At 71.0% G+C, this 23,141-nt stretch carries 16 protein-coding genes; 10 read left to right on the top strand and 6 right to left on the bottom strand.

Features of this window, described 5'->3' with window-relative positions; all coding sequences use genetic code 11:
- The first annotated feature begins 10 nt into the window (after positions 1–10).
- Both ACFWYW_RS40165 and ACFWYW_RS40170 read left to right on the top strand, forming a co-directional pair.
- A complete protein-coding gene (locus tag ACFWYW_RS40165) occupies positions 11–1,777 on the top strand; it encodes an HSP90 family protein (protein WP_379619705.1) in 1,767 nt (588 codons plus the stop codon).
- On the top strand, positions 1,774–4,074 hold the full coding sequence (locus ACFWYW_RS40170) for a hypothetical protein (RefSeq protein WP_379619703.1): 2,301 nt from the start codon (positions 1,774–1,776) through the stop codon (positions 4,072–4,074). The genes ACFWYW_RS40165 and ACFWYW_RS40170 overlap by 4 nt, the downstream gene beginning before the upstream one ends.
- Here ACFWYW_RS40170 and ACFWYW_RS40175 read toward each other — a convergent pair.
- From ACFWYW_RS40175 to ACFWYW_RS40190, 4 genes are all read right to left on the bottom strand, one after another.
- Positions 4,065–5,474: an MFS transporter gene (locus tag ACFWYW_RS40175; RefSeq protein ID WP_379641233.1), complete on the bottom strand. Its 1,410-nt coding sequence runs from the start codon at positions 5,472–5,474 to the stop codon at positions 4,065–4,067. The genes ACFWYW_RS40170 and ACFWYW_RS40175 overlap by 10 nt on opposite strands.
- 54 nt (positions 5,475–5,528) lie before the next feature.
- Positions 5,529–6,113: a TetR/AcrR family transcriptional regulator gene (locus ACFWYW_RS40180; protein ID WP_379619699.1), complete on the bottom strand. Its 585-nt coding sequence runs from the start codon at positions 6,111–6,113 to the stop codon at positions 5,529–5,531.
- Between the two features lie 27 nt (positions 6,114–6,140).
- Positions 6,141–6,782: a heme oxygenase (biliverdin-producing) gene (locus tag ACFWYW_RS40185; protein WP_379619697.1), complete on the bottom strand. Its 642-nt coding sequence runs from the start codon at positions 6,780–6,782 to the stop codon at positions 6,141–6,143.
- A 1,297-nt stretch (positions 6,783–8,079) separates the two neighbouring features.
- Positions 8,080–9,432, bottom strand: coding sequence for a phenylacetate--CoA ligase family protein (locus ACFWYW_RS40190; RefSeq protein ID WP_379619695.1), 1,353 nt, complete (start codon positions 9,430–9,432; stop codon positions 8,080–8,082).
- A gap of 140 nt (positions 9,433–9,572) precedes the next feature.
- Here ACFWYW_RS40190 and ACFWYW_RS40195 point away from each other — a divergent pair, with 140 nt between their 5' ends.
- The 6 genes from ACFWYW_RS40195 to ACFWYW_RS40220 all read left to right on the top strand — a co-directional run bounded on the left by ACFWYW_RS40195 (position 9,573) and on the right by ACFWYW_RS40220 (position 17,280).
- Positions 9,573–10,904, top strand: coding sequence for an ABC transporter substrate-binding protein (locus ACFWYW_RS40195; protein ID WP_379619693.1), 1,332 nt, complete (start codon positions 9,573–9,575; stop codon positions 10,902–10,904).
- A complete protein-coding gene (locus ACFWYW_RS40200; RefSeq protein WP_379619691.1) occupies positions 10,901–11,776 on the top strand; it encodes a carbohydrate ABC transporter permease in 876 nt (291 codons plus the stop codon). Before ACFWYW_RS40195 ends, ACFWYW_RS40200 begins: the two co-directional genes overlap by 4 nt.
- Positions 11,773–12,582, top strand: a complete 810-nt coding sequence (locus ACFWYW_RS40205; RefSeq protein ID WP_379619689.1) for a carbohydrate ABC transporter permease — start codon at positions 11,773–11,775, stop codon at positions 12,580–12,582. The genes ACFWYW_RS40200 and ACFWYW_RS40205 overlap by 4 nt, the downstream gene beginning before the upstream one ends.
- The gene (locus ACFWYW_RS40210) at positions 12,579–14,297 is read left to right on the top strand and encodes a glycoside hydrolase family 36 protein (RefSeq protein ID WP_379619687.1); all 1,719 of its coding nucleotides are present in this window, start codon (positions 12,579–12,581) and stop codon (positions 14,295–14,297) included. The genes ACFWYW_RS40205 and ACFWYW_RS40210 overlap by 4 nt, the downstream gene beginning before the upstream one ends.
- Positions 14,294–15,286, top strand: coding sequence for a LacI family DNA-binding transcriptional regulator (locus ACFWYW_RS40215; protein ID WP_379619685.1), 993 nt, complete (start codon positions 14,294–14,296; stop codon positions 15,284–15,286). Before ACFWYW_RS40210 ends, ACFWYW_RS40215 begins: the two co-directional genes overlap by 4 nt.
- A 65-nt stretch (positions 15,287–15,351) precedes the next feature.
- Positions 15,352–17,280, top strand: coding sequence for a hypothetical protein (locus ACFWYW_RS40220; protein ID WP_379619683.1), 1,929 nt, complete (start codon positions 15,352–15,354; stop codon positions 17,278–17,280).
- Between the two features lie 18 nt (positions 17,281–17,298).
- Here ACFWYW_RS40220 and ACFWYW_RS40225 read toward each other — a convergent pair whose 3' ends face one another.
- Both ACFWYW_RS40225 and ACFWYW_RS40230 read right to left on the bottom strand, forming a co-directional pair.
- Positions 17,299–17,958, bottom strand: coding sequence for a response regulator (locus ACFWYW_RS40225; protein ID WP_379619681.1), 660 nt, complete (start codon positions 17,956–17,958; stop codon positions 17,299–17,301).
- Complete coding sequence (locus ACFWYW_RS40230; protein ID WP_379619679.1) at positions 17,955–19,217, bottom strand: sensor histidine kinase; 1,263 nt, start codon at positions 19,215–19,217, stop codon at positions 17,955–17,957. The genes ACFWYW_RS40225 and ACFWYW_RS40230 overlap by 4 nt, the downstream gene beginning before the upstream one ends.
- Before the next feature lie 153 nt (positions 19,218–19,370).
- On the opposite strand from ACFWYW_RS40230, the gene lon reads away from it, so the two are divergent.
- On the top strand, positions 19,371–21,731 hold the full coding sequence (gene lon, locus ACFWYW_RS40235) for an endopeptidase La (protein ID WP_379619677.1): 2,361 nt from the start codon (positions 19,371–19,373) through the stop codon (positions 21,729–21,731).
- Between the two features lie 419 nt (positions 21,732–22,150).
- Complete coding sequence (locus ACFWYW_RS40240) at positions 22,151–23,095, top strand: methionine ABC transporter ATP-binding protein (RefSeq protein ID WP_379619675.1); 945 nt, start codon at positions 22,151–22,153, stop codon at positions 23,093–23,095.
- Positions 23,096–23,141: the final 46 nt, after the last annotated feature.

A 23,141-nucleotide genomic window follows, 5' to 3' on the forward strand; every position in this document is an offset into this window, starting at 1 on the left:
GTGACTCGGCGTGGAGAACGCCTTTCAAGTTGACCTGCGCGGTGTCGTCGATCTCCTGAGCCGGCACCTGTATTCCAGCCCGCGTGTCTACGTGCGCGAGCTGCTGCAGAACGCCGCCGACGCGATCACGGCCCGCCGTACCGGCGACCCCGACGCCCCCGCGGCGGTGACGATCGAGGTCGGCGACGGCCGGATCGAGGTCAGCGACAGCGGCGTCGGGCTCACCGAGGACGAGGTTCACCTCCTGCTGGCCACGATCGGCCGCTCCTCCAAGCGCGACGAGCTCGGCTTCGCCCGCCACGAGTTCCTCGGCCAGTTCGGCATCGGGCTGCTGTCCGGCTTCCTCGTCGCCGACGAGATCCGCGTCGAGACCAGGTCCGTCACCGGCGCGCCCACGGTCGTGTGGACCGGCCGCTCCGACGGCCGCTACAGCGTCGAAGCCGCCCGCGCCGAACGCGCCGAGCCGGGCACCACCGTCACCCTGGCCGTACGCGCCGACGCCGCCGACTGGGTCACCGAGCGCACCGTCACCGAACTGGCCGGGCTCTACGGCTCGCTGCTGCCGATCGACGTCACCGTCAACGGCCGGCCCACCACCGTCGGCGGCCCGCCCTGGCAGGCCCGCCACGACGGCCCGGAAGACCGGCGCGCCGCCCTCCTCGCCTACGGGCGCGAGCTGTTCGGCTTCACCCCGTTCGACGTGCTCGACCTGAACGTCCCCGAAGCCGGGCTGAGCGGCGCCGCGTTCATCCTGCCCAGCCAGGCCAACCCCGCCGTCAAGGGCGCCCACCGCGTCTACCTCAAGCGCATGCTCCTCACCGAGCACGCCGAAGGGCTGCTGCCCGGGTGGGCGTTCTTCGCCCGCTGCGTCGTCGACGCCGGTGAGCTGCGCCCCACCGCCTCCCGCGAGGCGCTCTACGAGGACGACCTGCTGGAGCACGTACGCGAGCAGCTCGGCGCCCAGCTACGCGCCTGGCTGGTACGGCTGGCCGAGACCGACCCGGACGGCCTGCGCGCCTTCCTGCGCCTGCACCACCTCGGCGTCAAGGCCCTGGCCCTGCACGACGACGACATGCTCCGCCTGGTCGACCGCTGGCTCGAGTACGAGACCAGCTCAGGACCCATGACCCTCGCCCAGTTCCGCGCCCTGCACCCGCGCGGACGCTACACCGCGAGCGTCGATGAGTTCCGCCAGCTCGCCGGTGTCTCCGGCGCCCAGGGCATCGGCCTGCTCAACGGCGGCTACGTCTACGACGGCGACATCCTGCGGGGCCTGCCCCGCATCGACCCCGAGGCCCGCCTCGAACCCCTCGACCCCGCCGAGCTGGCCACCCACCTCGCCCCGGTCGACCCGGCCGCCGAGCTGGCCGCCCGCCCCTTCCTCAACGCCGCCGCCCGCGCCCTCGACCCGCTGGGCTGCGAGGTCGTGCTGCGCGACTTCGACCCCGCCTCGCTGTCGGCCCTGTACCTGACCAGCCGTGCCGCCGAGCACCACGCCCAACTGCGCGAGGCCAAGGAAGCCAGTGACGAGCTGTGGGCCGACGTGCTCGGCGCGATGGAGCGCTCCCTGGCCGCCGACCGGCCCCGTCTCGTGCTCAACCACCGCAACCCGCTCGTGCGCAAGGTGCTGTCGCTCAGCGACATGAACCTCGCCGGAACCGCCGTCGAAGCCCTCTACGGCATGGCGCTCCTGCACGGCCACCACCCGCTGCGCCCGGCCGACAGCGCCGCACTCAACCGCTCCTTCCTCGGACTCCTTGATTGGGCCACTTCGTGATCGACATCGACGACCTCATCGACGAAGCCTCCGACCTGCCCTACGGCGAGGCCAGGACCCTGCTCCTGGAGCAGGCGCTGCGCCACGCCGAGTCGGGCGGCGACCGCGAACAGATCCTCGCGGTGCGGATGGAGCTCACCGAGGCCTACCAGTTCGGCTCGGAACCGGCCAAGTCGTTCGCCACCTTCTCCCGCTGCGTGGCCGACTTCGACGCCGACCCCGAACTGTTCGACGACTGGCAGACGCACACGCTGCTGTGGCAGTACAAGTGGATCGTCGACTCCATGCGCGACTTCCCGCAGGTCCCGCTGGGCCGCGCGCACGACGCGCTGGCCGAGATGGAGCGCCGCTACCGCGAGGCGGGCGCCGGCCTGCACGCCGTGCACGCCCAGCGCTGCATGGTCGCCGGGCACGTCGGCGACCGGGCCGCCGCCGAGGAGCATTTCCACCACTGGAGCATCACGCCGCGCGACGAGATGTCCGACTGCGAGGGCTGCGACCCCGACGGCAAGATCATGCACCTGGCCGCGCTCGGCCGCGACGAGGAAGCGGTCACGCTCGCCGCCCCGGTTGTCGCCGGGCACCTGACCTGCGAGAACCAGCCGCAGAGCATCCTCAGCTGCCTCCTGCTGCCCTACGTCAGGACGGGCCGGCACGCCGAAGCCGCCCAGGCCCACCTCAAGGCGTACCGGCTGATCCAGGCCCTTCCCCACTACACCAGCAACCTCGACCTCCACCTGGAGTTCCTGGCTCGTACGGGCAACGAGAGCCGCGGACTCGAGATCCTGCAGCGCGAGCTGCCGCGGCTGGAGGAGCGGGCCTCGCCGCACACGCTCATGACCTTTCTGGGCGCGGCCGGGCTGCTGCTGCGCCGCCTGGAGGAGCTCGGCCACGGCGACCTCGCCGTCGCCGTGGGCGGCGCGGAGACGTCCGTCGTCGCGCTGCGGGCCGAGGTGACCGGGCGGGCGCGCGAGCTCGCCGCCGCCTTCGACGCCCGCAACGGCACCCGGGAGCAGAGCTCCAGGATCGAGGCCTTGCTGACGGCGGAGCCGCTGGTCGACCACCTTCCCCTGGTGCCCCACGCGCGCCGCGTCACCCTTTCCGGTACGGCGCCCGCGGAGGAGACCCTCCCCTCGATCAAGGTTTCCGGCGCCGACCAGGCCGTGGCCGAGCTCGCTCGCCTGGCCGGGGAGCACGCCGAGGCCGGACGCCGCCAGGAGGCGCTCGACCTGCTCGCCGGCACGCGCGACGGCTCACTGCTGCTCCTGCGCGCCCGCCTGGAGGAGCCCGTCACGGCCGCCCGCACCCTGCGCGCCGCCCGCGTGGCCCTGCGCGCGGAAGGCGACCTCGCCCAGCTGGCCACCGCCGCCCTGATCCACGGCGAACTCCTGCGCCACCTGGCCACGACCCCTCAGGACACCGAGCTGGACACCACCCCGGACGAGCTGCCGGAGGAGCCGGGCTCGCTGGAGGAGCTCCTGGCCGCCTACGGCGAGGCCGCCGCGGTGAGCAGGGACCCGGAGCAGCGGGCCGTCGCCCACGCGGTGCGCGGCGAGGTGCTGGTCGCGGTCGACCGGCCAGAGGAGGCGGCCGAGGACCTGATCGAGGCGGTGGCCCTGTTCACCGCGCTGGGCGGCACCGCCAACGCCGCGCTGGCCCGCGTCGACCTGGCCGCCGCGTACCTGTCCACGGACCGGGTGGTCGAGGCCGCCATCGCCGCGGAGGAGGCGCTCGGCCTCCTGGAACCCGGCGACTACGACAACCGCGTCAACGCCCAGTGGACCAGGGCGCACGCCCGCCGCATGCTCGGCGAACGGGAGGCGGCGCTGGCCGACTTCACCGAGCTGGCCGGGCTCTACGCCGAGCCGATCCGCGCCGCCCGCGCCTGGGAGGCGGCCGGCATGCTGCTGGGCGAGCTCGACCGGGACGAGGAGTCGTCCGGCGCGTTCTCCCAGGCCGTCCAGAACTACGTGGACGCCGGCGCCCGCGACGAGGCCGGCACCGCGATGCGCAAGCAGCTGTCCGCCCTGTACTGGGCCGACCAGGCCAAGGCCGCGCTGGAGGCGGTGGCGCCGGTCAGGGACTTCCTGCGTACGCTCGACGGCGAGCAGGCGGCGTTCGAGCTGGCGGCGCTCGACTACGACGAGGCCAGGATGCTGCTCTCGCTCGACCGCCACGAGGAGGCGGCGATCCGCGCCCGCGCGGCGGTCGCCGCCTTCACCGCCCTCGACCTGGCCGACCTCGCGGAAGCCGCCGCCGACCTCCTGGAGCACCTCGAACAGCCGGATCAGGACTGAACGTTCTCGTCCTCCTCGTCGGGGGCGAGCACGTTCCGCCGGATCGTGACCACCGTGATCAGCGCGGCCACCAGCATCATGCCCGCGCTGATCAGCATCGCCATCTCGAAGCCCGCGTCGAACACCCCGGGCTTCTTGAAGGCGTCGCCCACCAGGCCCACCACCGGCGGGATGGCGGCCACGGCGAACAGGCTGCCGGTCCTGGCCACCGCGTTGTTGACGCCGCTGGCCGTACCGGCGTAGCGCTCCTGCGCGCTGGCCAGGACGGTGGCGGTGAGCGGGGCGACCACCGCCGACAGGCCCAGGCCGAAGAGCGTGACCGACGGCATGACCTGCAGCCAGTACGAGGAGCCCTCGCCGATCGTGCCCATCCACAGGAACGCCGCCCCGGCCACCAGGATGCCGATCGTGATGGGCCAGCGCGGCCCGACCCGCTTGGCCAGCTCGCCCGCCCGCGCTGACAGCAGCAGCATGAGGATCGTCACCGGCAGCATGGCCGAGCCCGCCGCGATCGGGCCGAACCCGGACACCACCAGCAACTGCACGACCAGCAGGAAGAAGACGACGCCCATGGCCGCGTAGACGATGAACGTGACCACGTTGATCGCGGTGAACACATGGTCGCGGAAGATCCCGACCGGCACGAGCGCGTCGGGCGAACGCCGTACCTGCACCCAGACGAACGCGGCGCCCAGCAGGAGCCCGGCGATGAGCGGGACGGGTGTGCCCGTCTCGATGAGGCCGTAGGTGATGCCGGCCAGCGCGAGCGCGGCGAGCACCGCGCCGAGCACGTCGAAGCGGCCCGTGGCCTGCTCGTCGCGCGTCTCGGGCACGTGCCTGATCGTCACCCACACCACGAGCGCGGCGAACGGCAGGTTGATGAGGAACGCCCACCGCCAGCCGGCCGACTGCACCAGCCAGCCGCCCAGCAGCGGGCCGATCGCGCTGGCCACGCCGCCGAGCCCGGACCAGGCGCCCACCGCGCGCGGACGTTCGCCGCGCACGAACGAGGCCTGGATGATCGCCAGGGAGCCCGGCGTGAGCAGCGCGCCGCCGATGCCCTGCAGGGCGCGGGCGGCGATGAGCATCTCGATGTTCTGCGCCGCCCCGCACAACGCGGAGGCGATCGCGAACCAGACGGTTCCGATCAGGAAGACCTTGCGCCTGCCATAGCGGTCGCCGAGTGAGCCGCCGAGCAGGATGAGACCGGCCAGCGTGAGGGTGTAGGCGTTCACCGTCCACTGCAGCCCGGCCATGTCGGCCTTCAACTCCTCGCCGAGGGCCGGCAGCGCGACGTTGACCACGGTGCTGTCGAGCATGGCAAGCCCCGAGCCCAGCACGGTCGCCGCGAGGATCCACCGCCCCTGTGCGGATTTAAGAGTGATGTGGCCGTTGTCCATGGGGCAATCCTGTCACCGGGTTCTGAGAACGCTCGGCCGCCCCCGGGTTGCGCGTCAGCCGTGACCCAGCGCGCGCAGGACGAAACCGGAGACCAGCTTCTCCGCCTCTTCCGGCGTCAGCGTCCCGCTGATCAGGGGAACCCGCTCGGCCCCGATCACCGCGAGGATCATCCGCGCGGTCGCCTCCACGTCGGTGACCTGGAAGGCCCCGCTCTCCAGAATCCCGACGAGCACCCGCTGCATCGGCGCCACGTGCTCGGCCAGCTGCTGGTAGGCGTCGGGGCCGAGGGTGGCGCTCAGGTCGGCGGCGCCGGGGTGCGGGTGGGCCAGCAGCCCGGCCAGCTGCAGGCGGATGAACGCGCGCAGCCGGTCGGCGGGGGAGGCGTCCGCGGGCAGGTCACGCTCGTAGCTGTCGAGAAAGTACTGGGTGACCCGCTCGGTGAAGGCCAGCAGCAGCGCGGCCTTGTCCGGGTAGTAGTTGTAGAGCACCGTGCGGGTGATGCCGGCCTCACTGGCCACGTCGGTCATCGAGATGGCGTCGATCCCGTGCACGCGCGACAGCCGCGAGACCGCCTGCAGGATGCGGTCCTGCGTCTGGGCGCGGTGCTCGCCTATGGTCGCGGCGCTGATCCGGGGCATGACCTCATGTTAGGCGTACGGCGCCGCCTAAGCCGCTGCCTTGACCGTGTGAAGGAGTTCCGCCAGGACCTCGGTGTTGAGCTGGTAGGCCAGTTTGACCTCGCGGATCACCCGCCGCTGCTCGCGATCGTCGAGGTTGAGCGCGTCCAGGCGGGTCCGGTACTCGTTCTTGAACCGGGGCAGGCTGCCCACCTGGTCGAAGATGTAGAAGTCGACGCCGCCGCCCTTGGAGTAGCCGTAGATCTTCTGCAGCTCCATCCGGATGAACTGGCCGCCGGACAGGTCGCCCATGTACCGCGTGTAGTGGTGGGCGACGTAGCCGCAGGGCCAGTCGGCGACCTGGTTGATCCTGGCCACGAGGGTGCGGGTGGCCTTGGAGGGGGCGATCCGGTCGCGCCAGGCGGGGCCGTAGACGGTGTGGAGGTCGCGTTCCAGGGCTTCCTGGCGGTAGAGCTCGGGGAAGACGAAGCGGCCGGCGACCGGGTCTCCGGCCAGCGCCTTGGACGCGCCGTCGAGGGCCAGGTAGGCGAAGTAGTGCTGGGCGATCATCTCGCCATACTCCTCCGCGCTCAGGCGGCCGCCCATGAGCTCCTTGAGGTAGCTCTCGTCCTCGGCCGACTCGTGGTCGGCCCAGGTGGCGGTCTTCAGGATCTCGGAGAACGACGTCACGGCTCACCCCGTACTGGACTGGTGTTTCACGACACAGTGTCACAAAGCGTGGGGCGGCCGTCAAGCTGACACTGTGTCATCAACCCTTGGGGAACGCTATGCGAAACGCATAACCGCGAAGATCACTCCTTACTTTCGTGGGGCGAGTGACGGGCGTGATATTTGTTGGCTAGCGGGGTGATGTGTCCGATAAGCGGAGCGTCGGGAACTCCGATACTCTCTTGCTTCAAGCACGGCGGACGCGAAGAAACCTCGCGTCGGGGCTGTGCTTCCCCACCTGAAATCACCCCGGGAACGTTCCTAGGGGTGATTTCTCGATTTCGCCATTCTTGGGCCCTATAAAGGCCCCTTTGGGGACGAGAGGGATTTATCACGGCGTACCTGTTGCAGCAGGTATGCCGCGTCCCTCCCGTCCCTTCGACTCACCAAGGTGAAGGTAAGGAGTCGAGTGATGACCAAACATCATCCGCTGATGTTCATCATCGCGAGCAGGCGGCCCGTTACACCCGGCCCCCGGGCCCACCCCAGGTGCCCGCGCGGCCCTCGGGATGCCCGGGTCCGGCTGGGGAGCCGACCGGGAACCCGGTGAACCCGTTGACCGGGAGGGGGCATGTTCGCCGCTCACCAGAAGACGCCGGAGGGGCGCCGGCGGTTGCCATGCCATGCCCAACCCACCTCCCCCCACCCACCCCCGCACCCTCGGCCTGTCCCACCCCCGCGGGCACCGCTGCGCCCACCCCCGCACCTTTCCCCCGTCCCGGACCCACCCCCACGGGCACCGCCCCACCGGCCCCCGTCCCGACCGGCCCTCCGCCCCGGCCGACCCGCCCAGCGCCCCGCACCACCCCTGGCCCGCTCCCGGATCGCCCTTGCCCCACCCCTGGCCAGCCTCTCGCCTCCGGCACGTGCCCACCGCCCCCGCACGTGCCCACCGCCCCGGCACGTGCCCACCGCCCCCGCACGTGCCACCGGCGGGCGTGGCCCTTGCCGGTGTGCCCTGGGTGGCTGGGCGCTGTGCGCGTTGCGCCGGGTTCCGGGCGCGGCGGTGCTCGCCGTACCGGCGCTCAAGAGCGTGGGAGGGGCGCGCTCTCGGGTGGGCGTCGCCCGCACAGGCCATTGCCCGGCACTGCCTTGCCCCGCGCCGCATGGCCCGCGCCGCCCGCGCCGCCTGCGCCGCGCCGCATGGCCCGCGCCGCCTTGCCCGCGCCGCCTTGCCCTGCGCGGGTCTTGCCCCTTGCGGGGTTGATCCGGCGATCGAGGGTGTGGGGAGGGGGTGCGTGTTCTCGGGTGGCTGGAGTTACGGGGGTGGGCGGGTGTAGCGGTGTTTGGTGCCGGGTGGGAAGTAGGTGGGGTCGGCGGTTTCGCGTAGGTGGATTGTTGGGGTTTGGTGGGGTTGTGGGACGTAGGCGGTGAACTCGCTGTTCAGGCGGTTCAGCTGGGTGCGGATTGAGGTGGCGGCCATTCTGGACAGGCTTGGGGTGGGTTTGGTGCCGGGGGCGAGTTCTATGGTGATGGTGAGGTGGCGGTTCCTGGTGTCGTCCTCTTCCACCTGCATGACGAATTTTCCGGTGACCGAGCCGGCGATCTCCGGCTGCTCCAGGCCGATGGCGATGTTCTCCGGGTAGATGTTGGCGCCGTAGTACGACACGGTGAAGTGGCTGCGGCCGAACACGTACGCGAACGGGTGCTCGGGGCCGGGGGCCGACGGGGTGAGGCCGTGGGACCGGGCGAAGGTGAGCATGTCCGGGTACGGGATGATGCCGCCTTCGTCGGCGATGTGGTAGCGGATCAGCGGGATGCCGTTGTCGCCGGTGAACACCAGCGTGCCCGCGTGCTCCTCGAAGTAGCGCACGCCCGGGTCGTACTGGACCAGCGTGGGCAGCCGGGACTCCCCGAACAGGCGCCTGGCCAGGTCGGGACGGCCTGACAGGAAGCGGCGCAGTTCGATGGAGAGCGGGGTCTCGTTGCCGAGGACGCCCGCGTCGGCGGTGCCGTACAGGCTGGCGGTGGATGTGACGGGGTCGGCGATGCCGGCGCGCTCGCACACCAGCGTGCGCCACTCCTCGCTGAAGACCTCGCCCGCCGTGACCAGCTTCAGGTTGTACGCGGCCCAGCCGGACCCGGCGTCGATCACGTCCTTCAGGAACGGCGGGTAGCCGAGCAGGACGACCTGGTCGAAATGCGGCGCCAGCGGCGGGATCACCCGCAGGATCTCGCGTTTGTCGCTGCCGGGCGCGATCGCGGTGACGCGGTGGCCGCGCTCGGCCAGGTGGCGCACGCAGTTGAGCGTGAACAGGCCGCCCACCCAGGTGCCGAGGGCGAAGCAGACGACGGCGAGCGTACGGCGGGAGCGGGTCTCGAAGGCATCGAACACCTCCTCGAAGCGGTCGGCGATGACCCGCTCGTCGGCGGCGGAGCGGGGCCAGAAGGACGGTTCGCCGGTCGAGCCGGAGGAGACGGCGATCATGTCGCCGATCACGCCGCCCCTGCACAGGTCGGGCAGGGGGTAGCGGCGCGTGTAGGTGTCCTTGGTGGTCAGCGGGAGGTCGTGGAACGGCGTGGCGCGGGGGTCGGCGCCGTGCGCGGCGAGGAAGGCGCGGTAGGCGGGCACGCTGTCCGCCACGTCGTGGAAGAGCTGGACCGGATCCACGGTGCGACTGTACGCCACCTCGGACTTGCTGCGCAGCTGTCACAGATTCACGAAAGTTTTCATCGAAGGATTGCAAGCGCGGAAATGCCCCGGTAACGTCCCGGGCAATCCTCGCGAACCCCCCACAGGAGAGACCGCCCATGGACCGTCGCCGTTTCCTCCAGCTCAGCGCCCTGGCCGCCGGAGGCACCCTGCTCAGCGCCTGCGGCGGAGGTGGCGCCCAACCGGTCAAGGCGGGCCCCACCGGCACCGCCGCGACCGGCGAGATCACCGTGTGGAGCTGGCAGGGGCCGGCGGCGATGATGAAGGAGCTGGTCCCGGCCTTCACCAAGCAGTTCCCCGGCGTCAAGGTCGACGTCCAGGACATCGGCAACCCGGCCATCTGGGACAAGATCACGACCGGGCTCGCCGCCGGAGGGCAGGGGCTGGGCGACGTGCTGCACATCGGCGTCGACTACCTGCCCGCCTATATCGAGAAATTTCCGGACGGCCTCGCCGACCTCGTCCCCCTCGGCGCCGACAAGCACAAAGGCAGCTTCGCCCAGGGCATGTGGGAGACCGTCAGCCGCTCCGGCAAGGTCTACGCCCTGCCCTGGGAGGCCAACTCCGCGGGCTTCTACTACCGCGCCGACCTCTTCGAGAAGGCCGGCGTCGACGTCGAGGCCGTCCAGACCTGGGACGAGATGATCGAGGCCGGGATCAAACTCAAGGAGAAGACCGGCGTCCAGCTCCTCGGCATCGACAAGGCCGCCACCCAGGCCGACTCCGCCAACCTGTTCCAGGCGCTCATGCAGCTCCAGGACGCCTTCTACTTCGACATGCAGGGCAACATCACCCTCGACTCGCCCGCCGGGGTCACCGCGCTGACCATCATCAAGAAGCTCAACGACGCCGGCCTGGTCGCCGACTACGGCGGCGGCTGGGAGGCGATGATCGGCTCGATCAAGAAGGGCGGCGTGGCCGTCCAGCCGATGCCCACCTGGTTCGGCGGCATCATCGAGGAGACCGTCCCGGCCGAGAAGGGCAAGTGGAAGGTACGGCTCCCGCCCGCCGTCACCCAGGGCGGCAAGACCTCGGCCGTCGTCAACTCCACCCACCTGGCCGTCACCGGCACCAGCAAGCACCGCGAGGCGGCGTTCGCCTTCGCCGAGTTCGTGCTGACCCGCCCGGAGAACCAGGTCGCGATCTACAAGGGCAAGGGCATCGCGCCGGCGCTCATGTCCGCCTACGAGGACCCGGCCTTCCACGAGGCGTCGCCGTTCTTCGGCGGTCAGAAGAAGGGCGAGATCTTCCTCGACTCGCTCAAGCAGCCCTCCTACGTCACCAACTACTCCGCCGACTACCCGCGCGCGCTCAAGGCCGTCACCGACGCGCAGACGAAGGTGCTGCTCAAGGGCGCCGACCCGGCAGCGGTGCTCAAGGAGGCGGCCGACCTGCTCGCCGGCCAGACCGGCCGCAAGGTGCTGCGGTGACGGTGAGCGCCCTCAGGTCGCCGATGCGGCTGGCGCCGTACCTGTTCGTGCTGCCCGCCGTCGGGCTGTTCGCGATCTTCAAGCTGTACCCGATCGCCTGGTCGTTCGTGCTCAGCCTGTTCAGGACCGACGGGGCGCTGCAGACGTTCGCCGGCACCGCGAACTACGAGCGCCTGGCCGGCGACCCGCTGTTCTGGACGGCGCTGCGCAACACCGCGCTCATCATGGTCGTGCAGGTGCCGCTGATGCTGGGGATCGCGATCGCGCTGGCGGTGGCGTTCAACTCGCCGCTGCTGAAGATGAAGGCGTTCTTCCGGCTGGGCTTCTTCCTGCCGATGGTGACCGGGCTGGTGGCGTACGGCATCCTGTTCGGGGTCCTGCTCAACCCGCAGGGCGGGCTGGTCAACTGGTTCCTCGGGCTGTTCGGCGTCCCGGAGATCCCCTGGCTCACCGACACCCTGTGGGCGCGCATCGCCGTCGGCCTCGCGCTGACCTGGCACTACACCGGCTACAACGCGGTCATCTACCTGGCCAGGCTGCAGGCGCTGCCCAAGGACCACTACGACGCGGCCTCGGTCGACGGCGCGGGCGCCTGGCGCCGGTTCTGGCACGTGACGCTGCCGGGACTGCGGCCGGTGCTGCTGCTCACGGTGGTCATGTCGACGATCGGCACGCTGCAGCTGTTCGACGAGCCGTACGTGCTGACCGGCGGCGGACCCGACAACGCCACCCTGACGCTCGGCATGTACCTCTACATGAACGGCTTCCGCTACTTCGACTTCGGCTACGCCTCGGCCATCGCCTACGCGCTGGCGGTCATCATCGCGATCCTCGGCATCGTGCAGTTCAAGTTCCTGGGTGAAAAATCATGAGAAAGGTGATGCTGACCTCGACGCTGCTCATCACCGTCACCGTCGTCCTGGTGCCGTTCTACTGGCTGGCGATCGCGAGCACCCACAGCACCGGCGACATCTTCGGCAGCCCGCCCCCGCTGCTGCCCGGCGGCCACCTCCTGGACAACCTCGCCAACCTCGAAGAGGGCATCGGCTTCAGCAGGACCGTGCTCAACTCCCTGCTGATCTCGCTGATCTACACGATCCTGTCCGGCGCGGTCTGCACCCTGGCCGGGTACGGCTTCGCCAAGTACTCCTTCAAAGGCAGGGAACTCCTGTTCGGCCTGCTCATGCTCGGCCTGGTCATCCCGAGCCAGGTGACGCTGGTGCCGTTGTTCAAGATGATGCTGGCACTCGACTGGCTCAACACCTACCAGGCCATCGTCCTGCCGAACCTGGCGCTGCCGTTCGGGATCTTCCTGATGCGCCAGAGCATGTCCGCGCTGCCGGACGAGCTCCTGGCGGCCGGCCGCGCCGACGGCTGCGGCGAACTGCGGTTGTTCATCCGCATCGTCCTGCCGCCGATGCGCCCGGCCCTGGCCGCCCTGGGCATCTACCTGTTCCTCTACCAGTGGAACGACTTCGTCTGGCCCCTCATCGCGCTCCGGACCAAGGACGCCTACACCATCCCGCTGGCCATCGCCTCCCTGCAGGGCGCCACGGAGACCGACTACGGCCAGATCCTCGCCGGAACGGCCGTCGCCGCCCTCCCGATGGCCGTGCTGTTCCTGTTGCTGCAACGACACTTCGTGTCCGGACTTCTCGCTGGAGCTGTGAAAGAGTGAGCGTCACGACGGCGGGGCTGATGCCCGTGCCCACCGCCCACCTGCTCGATGACGTACGGCTGGCGGTGCTGCCCCCCTCCGCGCGCAGGGAGCTGAAGCGGCTGCCCGGCGGCGCCGCGGTGCTGGAGATCCACTCCGGGGAGGAGATGGAGATCCGGTTGTCGGTGGCGCTCGGGGACGCGGTGGGATTCTGGCACCCCGACTGCCGCTGGAGCCGGACGATCGTCGCCGACTGGGCGGGGCGGGCCGAGATCTCGCTGGTCAAGGGGGCCGCGGCCGGCTGCCTCTATGACAGCTCCGGCCGGACGATGCTGGCCTTCGCCGCCGCCGATCCGGTGCCCGAGTGTTCCATGCGCTTCGGGGTGTCGGAGGAGAACAAGGCTTTCGTGGTGCATCTGCGGGCGCCCGCCGGGACCTACCGGCTCTACCTCGCGCCCCGGTCGGCGAGTGTCGCGGTGGCGATGCGGCTGCTGCGGGCCGAGCTGGGAAGGGGGCTCGCGCCGGTGCCCGCCGCGGCCCGGGAGCCGGTCTACTCCACCTGGTACGGCTTCAGCCAGGCCGTCGAGGCGGCGGCCGTGGAGGAGGAGGCCCGGCTGGCGGCGGAGCTGGGCTGCGGTGTGGTCATCGTGGACGACGGCTGGCAGGAGAAGGGGAACGGGCGCGGCTATCCGGGTGTGGGCGACTGGCAACCCGATGCCACGAAATTTCCGGATCTCAAGGGTCATGTCGCCCGGGTCCGGGCGCTCGGCCTCAAGTATCTGCTCTGGGTCGCGCCGCTCCTGCTCGGGGCCGAGGCGGACCGCTTCGACGCGCTCGCCCGGTACGCCCCCGCCTCCGGCGGCCCGCCCGGCGCCCGCGTGCTCGACCCCCGCCGCCCCGAGGTCCGGCGGCACGTCGTGGACACGTGCGCCCGCCTGGTCCACGACTACGGCCTCGACGGGCTGAAGATCGACTTCCTGGACGACGCCATGGTCTACGCCGGCAAGCCCACCCACGGCGACGTCGCCGACGTGGGCGAGGCCATGCGCCTCCTGCTGACCGAGGTACGGGCGGCGCTGGGTCCCGAGGCGCTGATCGAGCTGCGGCAGCCGTACGTGGGGCCGGGCATGGCGGGCTTCGGGAACATGCTGCGGGCCGACGACTGCCCCGCCGACGCCGTGGCCAACCGGGTGCGCACGATCGACGTCGGGCTGCTGGCCGTGCGCGGGGCCGTTCACTCCGACATGCTCATGTGGGACCCGGCCGCGCCGCCCGCGAGCGCCGCCAGGCAGCTGATCGGGGCGCTGCACGCCGTACCGCAGATCTCCGCGCGGCTGGCAGGGCTCGGCGGAGAGCAGCGCGAGATGCTGCGCTTCTGGCTCGCGCAGTGGCGGCGGCTGCGTCCGCTGCTGCTCGACGGCGAGGTCGAGCCGGGCCGCCCGGACGAGCTCTACCCCGTCGTGCGGGCCGCGCGCGGCGACGCCTGCGTCATCACCGTCACGGCCGAGCGGGTGGCGGTCCTGGACACCGCCGGGCACCGTAAGATCACCTTGGTCAATGGTACGGCTTCGCCGCGCCTCGTCCTCGACGTGGCCGGGCCTGGAGGGGTGTTCGCCACCGTGGTCCACGACGCCGCCGGCCGTATCATCGAGCGGGCGCGGCGGCGGCTGGAGCCCGGCCTGAGCGTGCTGTCCGTGCCGCCCTCCGGGCTGGCGACTCTGGAGGGGACCCCGTGAAGATCGGCATCACCGAGCTGGCCGCCCGCGCGGGCGTGAGCGAGGCCACGGTCAGCCGGGTCATCAACCGGCGCTCCGGGGTCGCCGCGAAGACGCGCGAGGCCGTCGAGCGCGCCATGAACGAGCTCGGCTACGAACGCTCCACCCGCGGCCAGATCGTCGCGGTGATCACGCCGTGGCTGTCGAACCCGTTCTTCTCCGAGGCCAGCGAGCTGATCGAGGCGGCGCTGGCGCCCCACGGGCTCAAGGGCGTGCTCTGCCCGGCGCTGCCCGGCGGCATACAGGAGCGCGAGTTCGTCACGTCGCTGGCCGACCACGGCGTCGCGGCGGTGGTGTTCCTGTCGGCCAGCAACACCGTTGAGGGCGCCGACCCCGAGACCTTCAACGTGCTGGCGGCGCGCCGTATCCCGTTCGTCGGCGTCAACGGCGGATTCGAGGGCCACGACGCGCCCGTCTACTCCACCGACGACTTCCAGTCGGCCGAGCTGGCCGTCGACCACCTGTGGGCGCTGGGGCACCGCGCGATCGGCATCGCCTCGGGCCCGGTCGGCAACCAGCCCGCCGACCGGCGGGTCAAGGGCTTCCGCGCGGCGCTGGCCAGGCGTGGCGCCACCGAGACCGAGCGGTGGATCGTCCGGCAGCACTACACCATCGAGGGCGGCCAGTCCGCCGCGCTGAGCCTGCTCAAGCAGGGCGTGACCGCGATCGTCGCGGCCAGCGACTTCATGGCGCTCGGCGTGATCCGCGGGGCCCGCCGCGAGGGCCTGTCGGTGCCCGCCGACCTGTCCGTGGTCGGGCACGACGGCTCCATGATCATGGAGTTCGCCGACCCGCCGCTGACCACCGTACGCCAGCCGGTCGACCGGCTGGCCAAGGAGGTCGCCCGGGGAGTGGTCGCGCTGGTGAGCGGCCGCGAGGTGCCCACGGGCGAGCTGTTGTTCAACCCCGAACTGGTCGTGCGCGGCTCCACGGCTCCGCCCCGCGCCTGACCTCTTTCGTCCCGGTCCCTTCCTTCTTTAGTTCCGCACGATTCATCCGATCATCGGGAGACCCCATGAAACGCGTCGTGTTAACCTCCGCCCTCCTCGCCGCCGCTCTCGTCACCCCCGCCGAGGCCGCTTCCGCAGCCGCACCGCTCGTCATCGTCAACCCCGGCTTCGAGAAGGGCCCCGAGGGCTGGACGTTCACCGCCGGCTCCGGCGTCGCCACCAACAACCCCCACGGCGGCACGAGGCTCATCTACCTCGACTCCGGCCCCGGCAAGAGCGTCAGCCAGTCGATCACGGTGCCGGCCGCCGGCCGCTACTCGATCTCCGCCTGGATCGCCACCGGCGGCGCGGGCGGCACGTTCTCCGCCAAGGTCAACGGCGCCGAGGCGGCGAGCGTCACGCTGCCCGCCCGCGGCATCTACAGCCGCTACACCCTGTCGCGCCTGAGCCTGAACGCCGGCGACACCCTGGAGATCGCGTTTGGCTCCGGGTCCGGCTGGGTCAACGCCGACGACCTCATGATCTCCCCGGCCGCCCCCGCCGACCCGCGGGTCAGCTCGGGCAACCCCAAGGTCGTCGCGATGTTCGACTGGGCCAAGGCCAAAGCCGCCGGGTGGGTCCACCAGGACGGCGTCGTCGGGCCGATCAACATCGGGGCCACCAACCCGGTCGACCCGGGCGAAGCCCCGTACACCCCGACCTATTGGGGTGGTTACGCCCACCGCACCGCGTACTACTCGCGTGACTTCGCCCACCAGCTCGCCGGCGCGCACATCCTCGGCTTCGACGCCGAGAACAAGAACATGCTGCGCTCGTTCGCCGCCAGCGCCACGCCTGAGCACAAGTTCTATCCGGTGTGGGCGATCAACTTCGACGCCAAGACCTGGCACACCATCGACTACAAGTCGCCGACGAACTTCGTGCGCGAGGTGCCGGCCACGTTCGAGCTGGTGGAGAAGGCCAACCAGGCCTTCCGCTGGACCGGCGACCGCGCCTACCTCGACGACCCGGTCTTCTGGGACTACTACCGCAACGCCACCACCGGCTTCATCCAGCAGCACGACGGCGCCAAGCCGAACGGCGTCGCCGAGGGCACCGGCAGAGGCATCTTCCAGGGCGTGGCCAGCTACAACGAGGTCAGCCGCGAACCGCTGGCCGAGGCGGGCGACGGCATCGGCGCCCAGTACCAGGCCTACCGCGCGCTGGCCGACATGGCCCTGGACAAGCGTGAGGTACGCCTGTCGATGGAGACCGGGGCCCGCGCCCGCGACCTCAAGCGCTACTTCAACCAGACCTGGAGCGTGAAGCCCGGCTCGGATGAGTTCGTGCGCGCCTACACGATCGACGGCGCCCCGCTGACCGGCTTCGGCAAGGAGAACAGCTGGTTCATGCCGATGAAGGGCATCATCGACGCGGGCCCGCGCAACGACGCCTACCTCGACTTCGTCGACACGCAGGCCTCGGGCCCCGACCGGCCGGCCAACATCGAGGCGATCACCTACCTGCCCGACACCTTCTTCCGCCACAACCGCAACGACACCGCCTGGAAGTGGATGCAGCACGTCTACGACCAGCGCGACACCCGCCACGTCAGCAACCGCCAGGGCCTCAACGGGGACTACCCGGAGGTTCCGTTCACCCTGGTCAGCCAGACCGTCGAGGGCCTGATGGGCGTCCAGCCCGACGCCCCGAGGCGTACGGTGGCCACCCAGTCGCGCCTGCCCGGCGACATCCCCTGGCTGCGCGTGGACGCCGTCCCGGTCGGCGGCGGCACCGTGGACGTCCGCCACGACGGCCAGACCTCGACCACCTTCACCAACCGCACCGGCGGGCTCACGTTCTGGGAGGCCCGCTTTCCGGCCGGGCACCGCAAGCTGACGGTCGCCGGGCACCGCGTGCCGGGCATCCAGAAGACGATCGACGGCGTCCGGTACACCGTCGCGATCCTGCCGGTCCGCGACGGGCAGACGGTCACGGTCTCGGTCGCGAGCTGACGTCCCGGGAAGCCGGCGTCAGTCTCCCGGGCGGACGAGGCCGGTCTCGTAGGCGTAGACGATGGCCTGGGCGCGGTCGCGCAGGCCGAGCTTGGTCAGCACGCGGCCCACGTGCGTCTTGACCGTCTGCTCCGACAGGACCAGCTTGCCGGCGACCTCCTGGTTGGACAGGCCGCGCGAGACCAGGACGAGGACCTCGGTCTCGCGCTCGGTCAGCTGGCCCAGGCGGCGGGTGGACGGGGCGCGCGGGCCGCCGAGGCGGGCGAACTCGCGGATCAGGCGCCGGGTCACGGCGGGGGCGAGGAGGGCGTCCCCGCCGGCGACCACGCGGACGGCCTCGGCGAGCTGGACGGCCGAGGCGTCCTTCAGCAGGAAGCCGCTGGCGCCGGACCGCAGGGCCTCGTAGACGTAGTCGTCCAGGTCAAAGGTGGTCAGGATCAGGATTTTTGCCGAAATATCCTCGCGTTGGGCGATGATTCGGGTTGCTTCGAGGCCGTCCATCACCGGCATGCGCACGTCCATCAGGATCACGTCCGGCCGCAGCTCCGCCGCCCGCTCGACCGCCTGCGCGCCGTCGGCCGCCTCGCCCACCACCTCGATGTCGCTCTGGGCGCCGAGGAAGACGGTGAAGCCGGTGCGTACCATGCCCTGGTCGTCGGCGATCATGACCCTGATCACGCCGCCTCCAGCGGCAGCCGGGCGACGACCTCGAAGCCGTCGGCGATCGGCCCCGCCTCCAGCGTGCCGCCGAGCAGCACCGCCCGTTCCCGCATGCCCACCAGCCCGTGCCCGGCCCCGGCCGAGGATTCGGCGGGCCTGGCTCCGGGGCCGTTGGCGACCCGTACGACCAGTTCGTCTCCCTCTCGCGCGACCTCCAGGGAGACGGTCGCCCCCGGCGCGTGCCGCATGACGTTGCTCAGCGACTCCTGCACGATCCTGTACGCCGACAGTCCCACGGCCTGCGGCACCTCCTCCACCTGCGGCGATCTTCTGAACAGCACGGCCAGCCCGGCCGCCCGCGCGTTGGCCACGAGCGCGTCGATCCCCTCCAGGTCCGGCTGCGGCGTGGTCTCCTTGCGCCCGTCGGCGTCGCGCAGCACGCCGAGCACCTGCCGGAGCTGGGCGATCGCGTCCAGCGACAGCGAGCGGATCACCGCCAGCCCCTCCTCCAGCTGCCTGGCGTCCCCGGCCGCCTTGAGCGGCACCGCCTCGGCCTGGATGGCGATCACCGACATGTGGTGCGCGACCACGTCGTGCAGCTCGCGCGCGATGCGCGCCCTTTCCTCCAGTACGGCCTGCGCCCCCTCGGCCACCACCTTGAGCTGCGACTCCTCGACCAGCTTGGCCGAGGCCCTGCGCCGGGCCCGCACGTTGTAGCCGAGCACCAGCGGCACCGCGAGGACGGCCCCGCCGGCCGGCACCACGTTGGAGTTGAACACGAGCAGGTAGAGCACCGAGACGGCCCACACGGCGATGGACACGGCCTCGGAGTTGCGCGAGGCCACGGTGTAGAGGACCAGCAGGTACATCAGGACCAGCGGCCACGAGTACGTCATGCCCTGGTCGGGGAACCCGTCGATCATCCGGTCGATGTACACGTACGCCGGCAGCGTCACCAGCGCGGTCCGCCACGCGCCCAGCGGCCAGCGGTCGCGCAGGGCCACGGGCAGGGACAGGGACACGAGGGCGAGCTGGAACGGCAGAGCCGGTGGCGACGTCATCTGCTTGTCGTAGAGCCGCTGCCACAGGTCGGAGCTGGCCGTGGCGTAGAGGAGGATCGCGAGGGTCAGCTCGGCCAGCCGTACCCAGTCGAGGGTGGTGAAGGGGGCCAGCCAGCGCGGCGCGGAGACGCGCGTGCGGCGGGTCGCGAGAGGAGGCGGCTCGGCTTTGCCCGTGAACAGTGCGAACTTCAGCGGCCGCACCAGGGCGGAGATCACCTGAATGACCTTATGTCCGGCACCGGGTAGCCGGCGTCACTCTCAGGGGCTACTTACATGATTACGATCGCCGTGAGCGAACATCGGCAAGCTTGGGAACATTCGGGGGCTCTGATGAATTGAGTCGGTATAACTCAACCCTTTGGAGTTCGCATGAGTGAGAAGCTGATCCTCCCGGTGCTGCCGCTGGACGACGAGGTCGTCCTGCCCGGAATGGTGGTGCCGCTCGACCTGTCCGACTCCGAGGTGCGTGCTGCGATAGACGCGGCCCAGGCATCCGGTGGCAACAAGCCACGGGTGCTTCTCGTTCCCCGGATCGACGGCAGATATGGCGCGATCGGTGTGCAGGCCGTGGTGGAGCAGGTCGGAAGACTGCCGGGCGGTGAGCCGGCGGCGGTCGTACGCGGCGTGAACCGCGTGCGCGTGGGCACCGGCACCACCGGGCCCGGCGCGGCCCTGTGGGTCGAGGCCGACAGCGTCGACCGCGTGGAGGCCGGCGAGCAGGCGCATGAGCTGGCCCGCGAGTACAAGGCGCTGGCCACGACCATCCTGCAGAAGCGCGGCGCCTGGCAGGTGGTCGACCAGGTCAACCAGATCGACGACCCCTCCGTGCTGGCCGACAGCTCCGGCTACACGCCGTGGCTGACCACCGCGCAGAAGGTCGAGCTGCTGGAGGCGCCCGACCCCGCCGACCGGCTGGCCAAGCTGGTCGACTGGTCACGCGAGCACCTCGCCGAGCTCGACGTCGCCGAGACGATCCGCAAGGACGTCCAGGAGGGCATGGAGAAGCAGCAGCGCGAGTTCCTGCTCCGCCAGCAGCTCTCGGCCGTCCAGAAGGAGCTCAGGGAGCTCAAGGGCGACTCGGCCGAGAGCGAGGAAGAGGACTACCGCGTCCGCGTCGAGGCCGCCGACCTGCCCGAGAAGGTACGCGAGGCCGCGCTCAAGGAGGTCGACAAGCTGGAGCGGACCTCCGACCAGTCGCCCGAGACCGGCTGGATCCGCACCTGGCTCGACACCGTCCTCGACATCCCCTGGAACACCAGGACCGACGACACCTACGACATCAACGGCGCCCGTGAGGTGCTGGACTCCGACCACACCGGCCTCGACGACGTCAAGGACCGCATCATCGAGCACCTGGCCGTGCGCAAGCGGCGCCAGGACAAGGGCCTCGGCGTGGTGGGCGGCCGCCGCAGCGGCGCCGTCCTCGCCCTCGCCGGTCCTCCCGGAGTCGGCAAGACCTCGCTCGGCGAGTCCGTCGCGCGCTCGATGGGCCGCAAGTTCGTCCGCGTCGCCCTCGGCGGCGTGCGCGACGAGGCCGAGATCCGCGGCCACCGGCGCACCTACGTGGGCGCGCTGCCCGGCCGCATCGTCCGCGCGATCAGGGAGGCGGGCTCGATGAACCCCGTCGTCCTGCTCGACGAGGTCGACAAGGTCGGCGCCGACTACCGGGGCGACCCGACCGCGGCGCTGCTCGAAGTGCTCGACCCGGCCCAGAACCACACCTTCCGCGACCACTACCTCGAGGTCGAGCTCGACCTGTCGGACGTGCTCTTCCTGGCCACGGCCAACGTCCTGGAGGCCATCCCCGGGCCGCTGCTCGACCGGATGGAGGTCGTCACCCTCGACGGCTACACCGAGGACGAGAAGCTCGCCATCGCCCGCGACCACCTGCTGCCCAAGCAGCTCAAGCAGGCCGGTTTCGAGCCCGCGGAGATCTCCTTCGAGGACGGCGCGCTGCGCCGCCTGGCCACCGAGTACACCCGCGAGGCGGGCGTGCGCTCCCTGGAGCGCGCGGTCGGCAGGGTGATCCGCAAGATCGCGGCGAAGGACGAGGTCCCCGTCACGGTCAGCGCCGAGGCGCTCGTCGACTACCTCGGCCGTCCGCGGTTCGTGCCCGAGTCGTCGCTGCCGGAGTCCAAGCAGCGCACCTCGGTGCCCGGCGTGGCCACCGGCCTGGCGGTCACCGGAGCGGGCGGCGACGTCCTCTACGTCGAGGCGTCGCTGGCCGACCCCGAGACCGGCGACACCGGGCTCACGCTCACCGGCCAGCTCGGCGACGTGATGAAGGAGTCGGCCAGGATCGCCCTGTCCTACCTCCGCAGCCACGGCGCGGAGCTGGAGCTGCCGGTCACCGCGCTGAAGGACCGGTCGGTGCACGTGCACTTCCCGGCCGGCGCCGTCCCCAAGGACGGCCCGTCGGCGGGCGTCACACTCACCACCGCCCTGGCCTCGCTGCTGTCCGGCCGCCTCGTCCGCAACGACGTCGCGATGACCGGCGAGATCTCGCTCACCGGGCGGGTCCTGCCGATCGGCGGCGTCAAGCAGAAGCTGCTCGCGGCGCACCGGGCGGGCATCACCACGGTGCTCATCCCGGCCCGCAACGAGCCCGACCTGGACGATCTGCCCCAGGAGATCCGCGACGAGCTGACCATCCACGCGGTCGGCGACGTGCGCGAGGTCCTGGACATCGCCCTCGCCCCGGCCAAGGTCGCCGCCTCCGCGGCCGCCTGACGCCTCCCGCGCCTGCCCCGCCGTACCAGCTGGATCTGGTACGGCGGGGCAGCTTGGCGTTCCGGGCCCGTGAGGCAGCTCACAGCGGGCCGGGGGAATAGGGCACGGTAAAGAGGTCGTTGGCACCAGCGTGAACGAGGCATACGCGAAAGACATGAGCGCCATGGGCGACGTCATGTGTCGTGGCATGCGCCGAATGCGGGCGATGGCCTGTCCGGCCCGCTGAGCGACCCGCCCGCCCGTTCTCGCCGAAGGTACTTCCTCATGATCGCACCACCCAGCTACGTGCTGCGCAGGCTCAGCCACCTGCCCTTCCACCCCGGCACGCGCTAGCACTTCCCCCTCACCAGCCTGTTCCAGCTTGAGTTCGTCTCAGCGGCCCGCCAGCGCGTGGTCGCCATCCGTGATGGGGAAATTTCGTGATCCAGGCTTCTGGCCTGCGCAAGCAGTACGGGGACACCGCCGCGCTCGACGGCGTCGACCTGCACGTGCGCAAGGGCGAGATCTTCGGCGTGCTCGGCCAGAGCGGCGCCGGCAAGAGCACGCTGCTGCGCTGCGTCAACCTCCTCGAACGCCCCGACGCCGGCACCGTCACCGTCGACGGCCAGGACCTGACCCGGCTCGGCGACCGCGAGCTCAACCAGGCCCGCCAGCGCATCGGCATGATCCACCAGCACTTCGCCCTGCTGTCGTCGCGGACCGTCGCCGGCAACGTGGCCTTCCCGCTGGAGGTCATGGGCGTGCCCCGGGCCGAACGCGAACGCCGCGTGGCCGAGCTCCTCGACCTCGTCGGGCTCGGCGGCCGCGGCGCCGACCGCCCGAGGCAGCTGTCCGGCGGTCAGAAGCAGCGGGTCGGCATCGCCAGGGCTTTGGCCGGCAACCCGGCGGTACTGCTGTCCGACGAGGCCACCTCCGCCCTGGACCCCGCCACCACCGACTCGATCCTGGCGCTCCTGAAGCGCCTCAACACCGAACTCGGCCTCACCATCCTGCTGATCACCCACGAGATGAACGTCGTCAAGGCGGTCTGCGACTCGGTGGCCATCATGTCCGGCGGGCGCATCGAGGAATCCGGCACCATCGCCGGCCTCATCCGCACCCCGGGCTCGCGCCTGACCCGCGAGATCTTCCCCCTGCCGGCGCCGTCACCGGGCGACATCACCCTCACCTTCACCGGCCACGCCGACGAGCCGGTGATCTCGGAGGTCGTCCGCAAGTTCGACGCCGACATCAACGTGCTGGGCGGCGCCATCGAAGACCTCGCCGGCTCCCGGGTGGGCCGCCTGCGCGTCACCCTCTCCGGCGACCCGGCCGCGCTCTCGTACCTGCGCGACAAGGGCCTGCTCGTGGAGGTGGCCCCGTGATCGCCGCTCTCTCCGTTCTTGCTCCCGTCCGGGGGTTGTGGCGGTT

It is taken from the genome of Nonomuraea sp. NPDC059023 (assembly GCF_042740095.1).
Lineage (GTDB): Bacteria > Actinomycetota > Actinomycetes > Streptosporangiales > Streptosporangiaceae > Nonomuraea.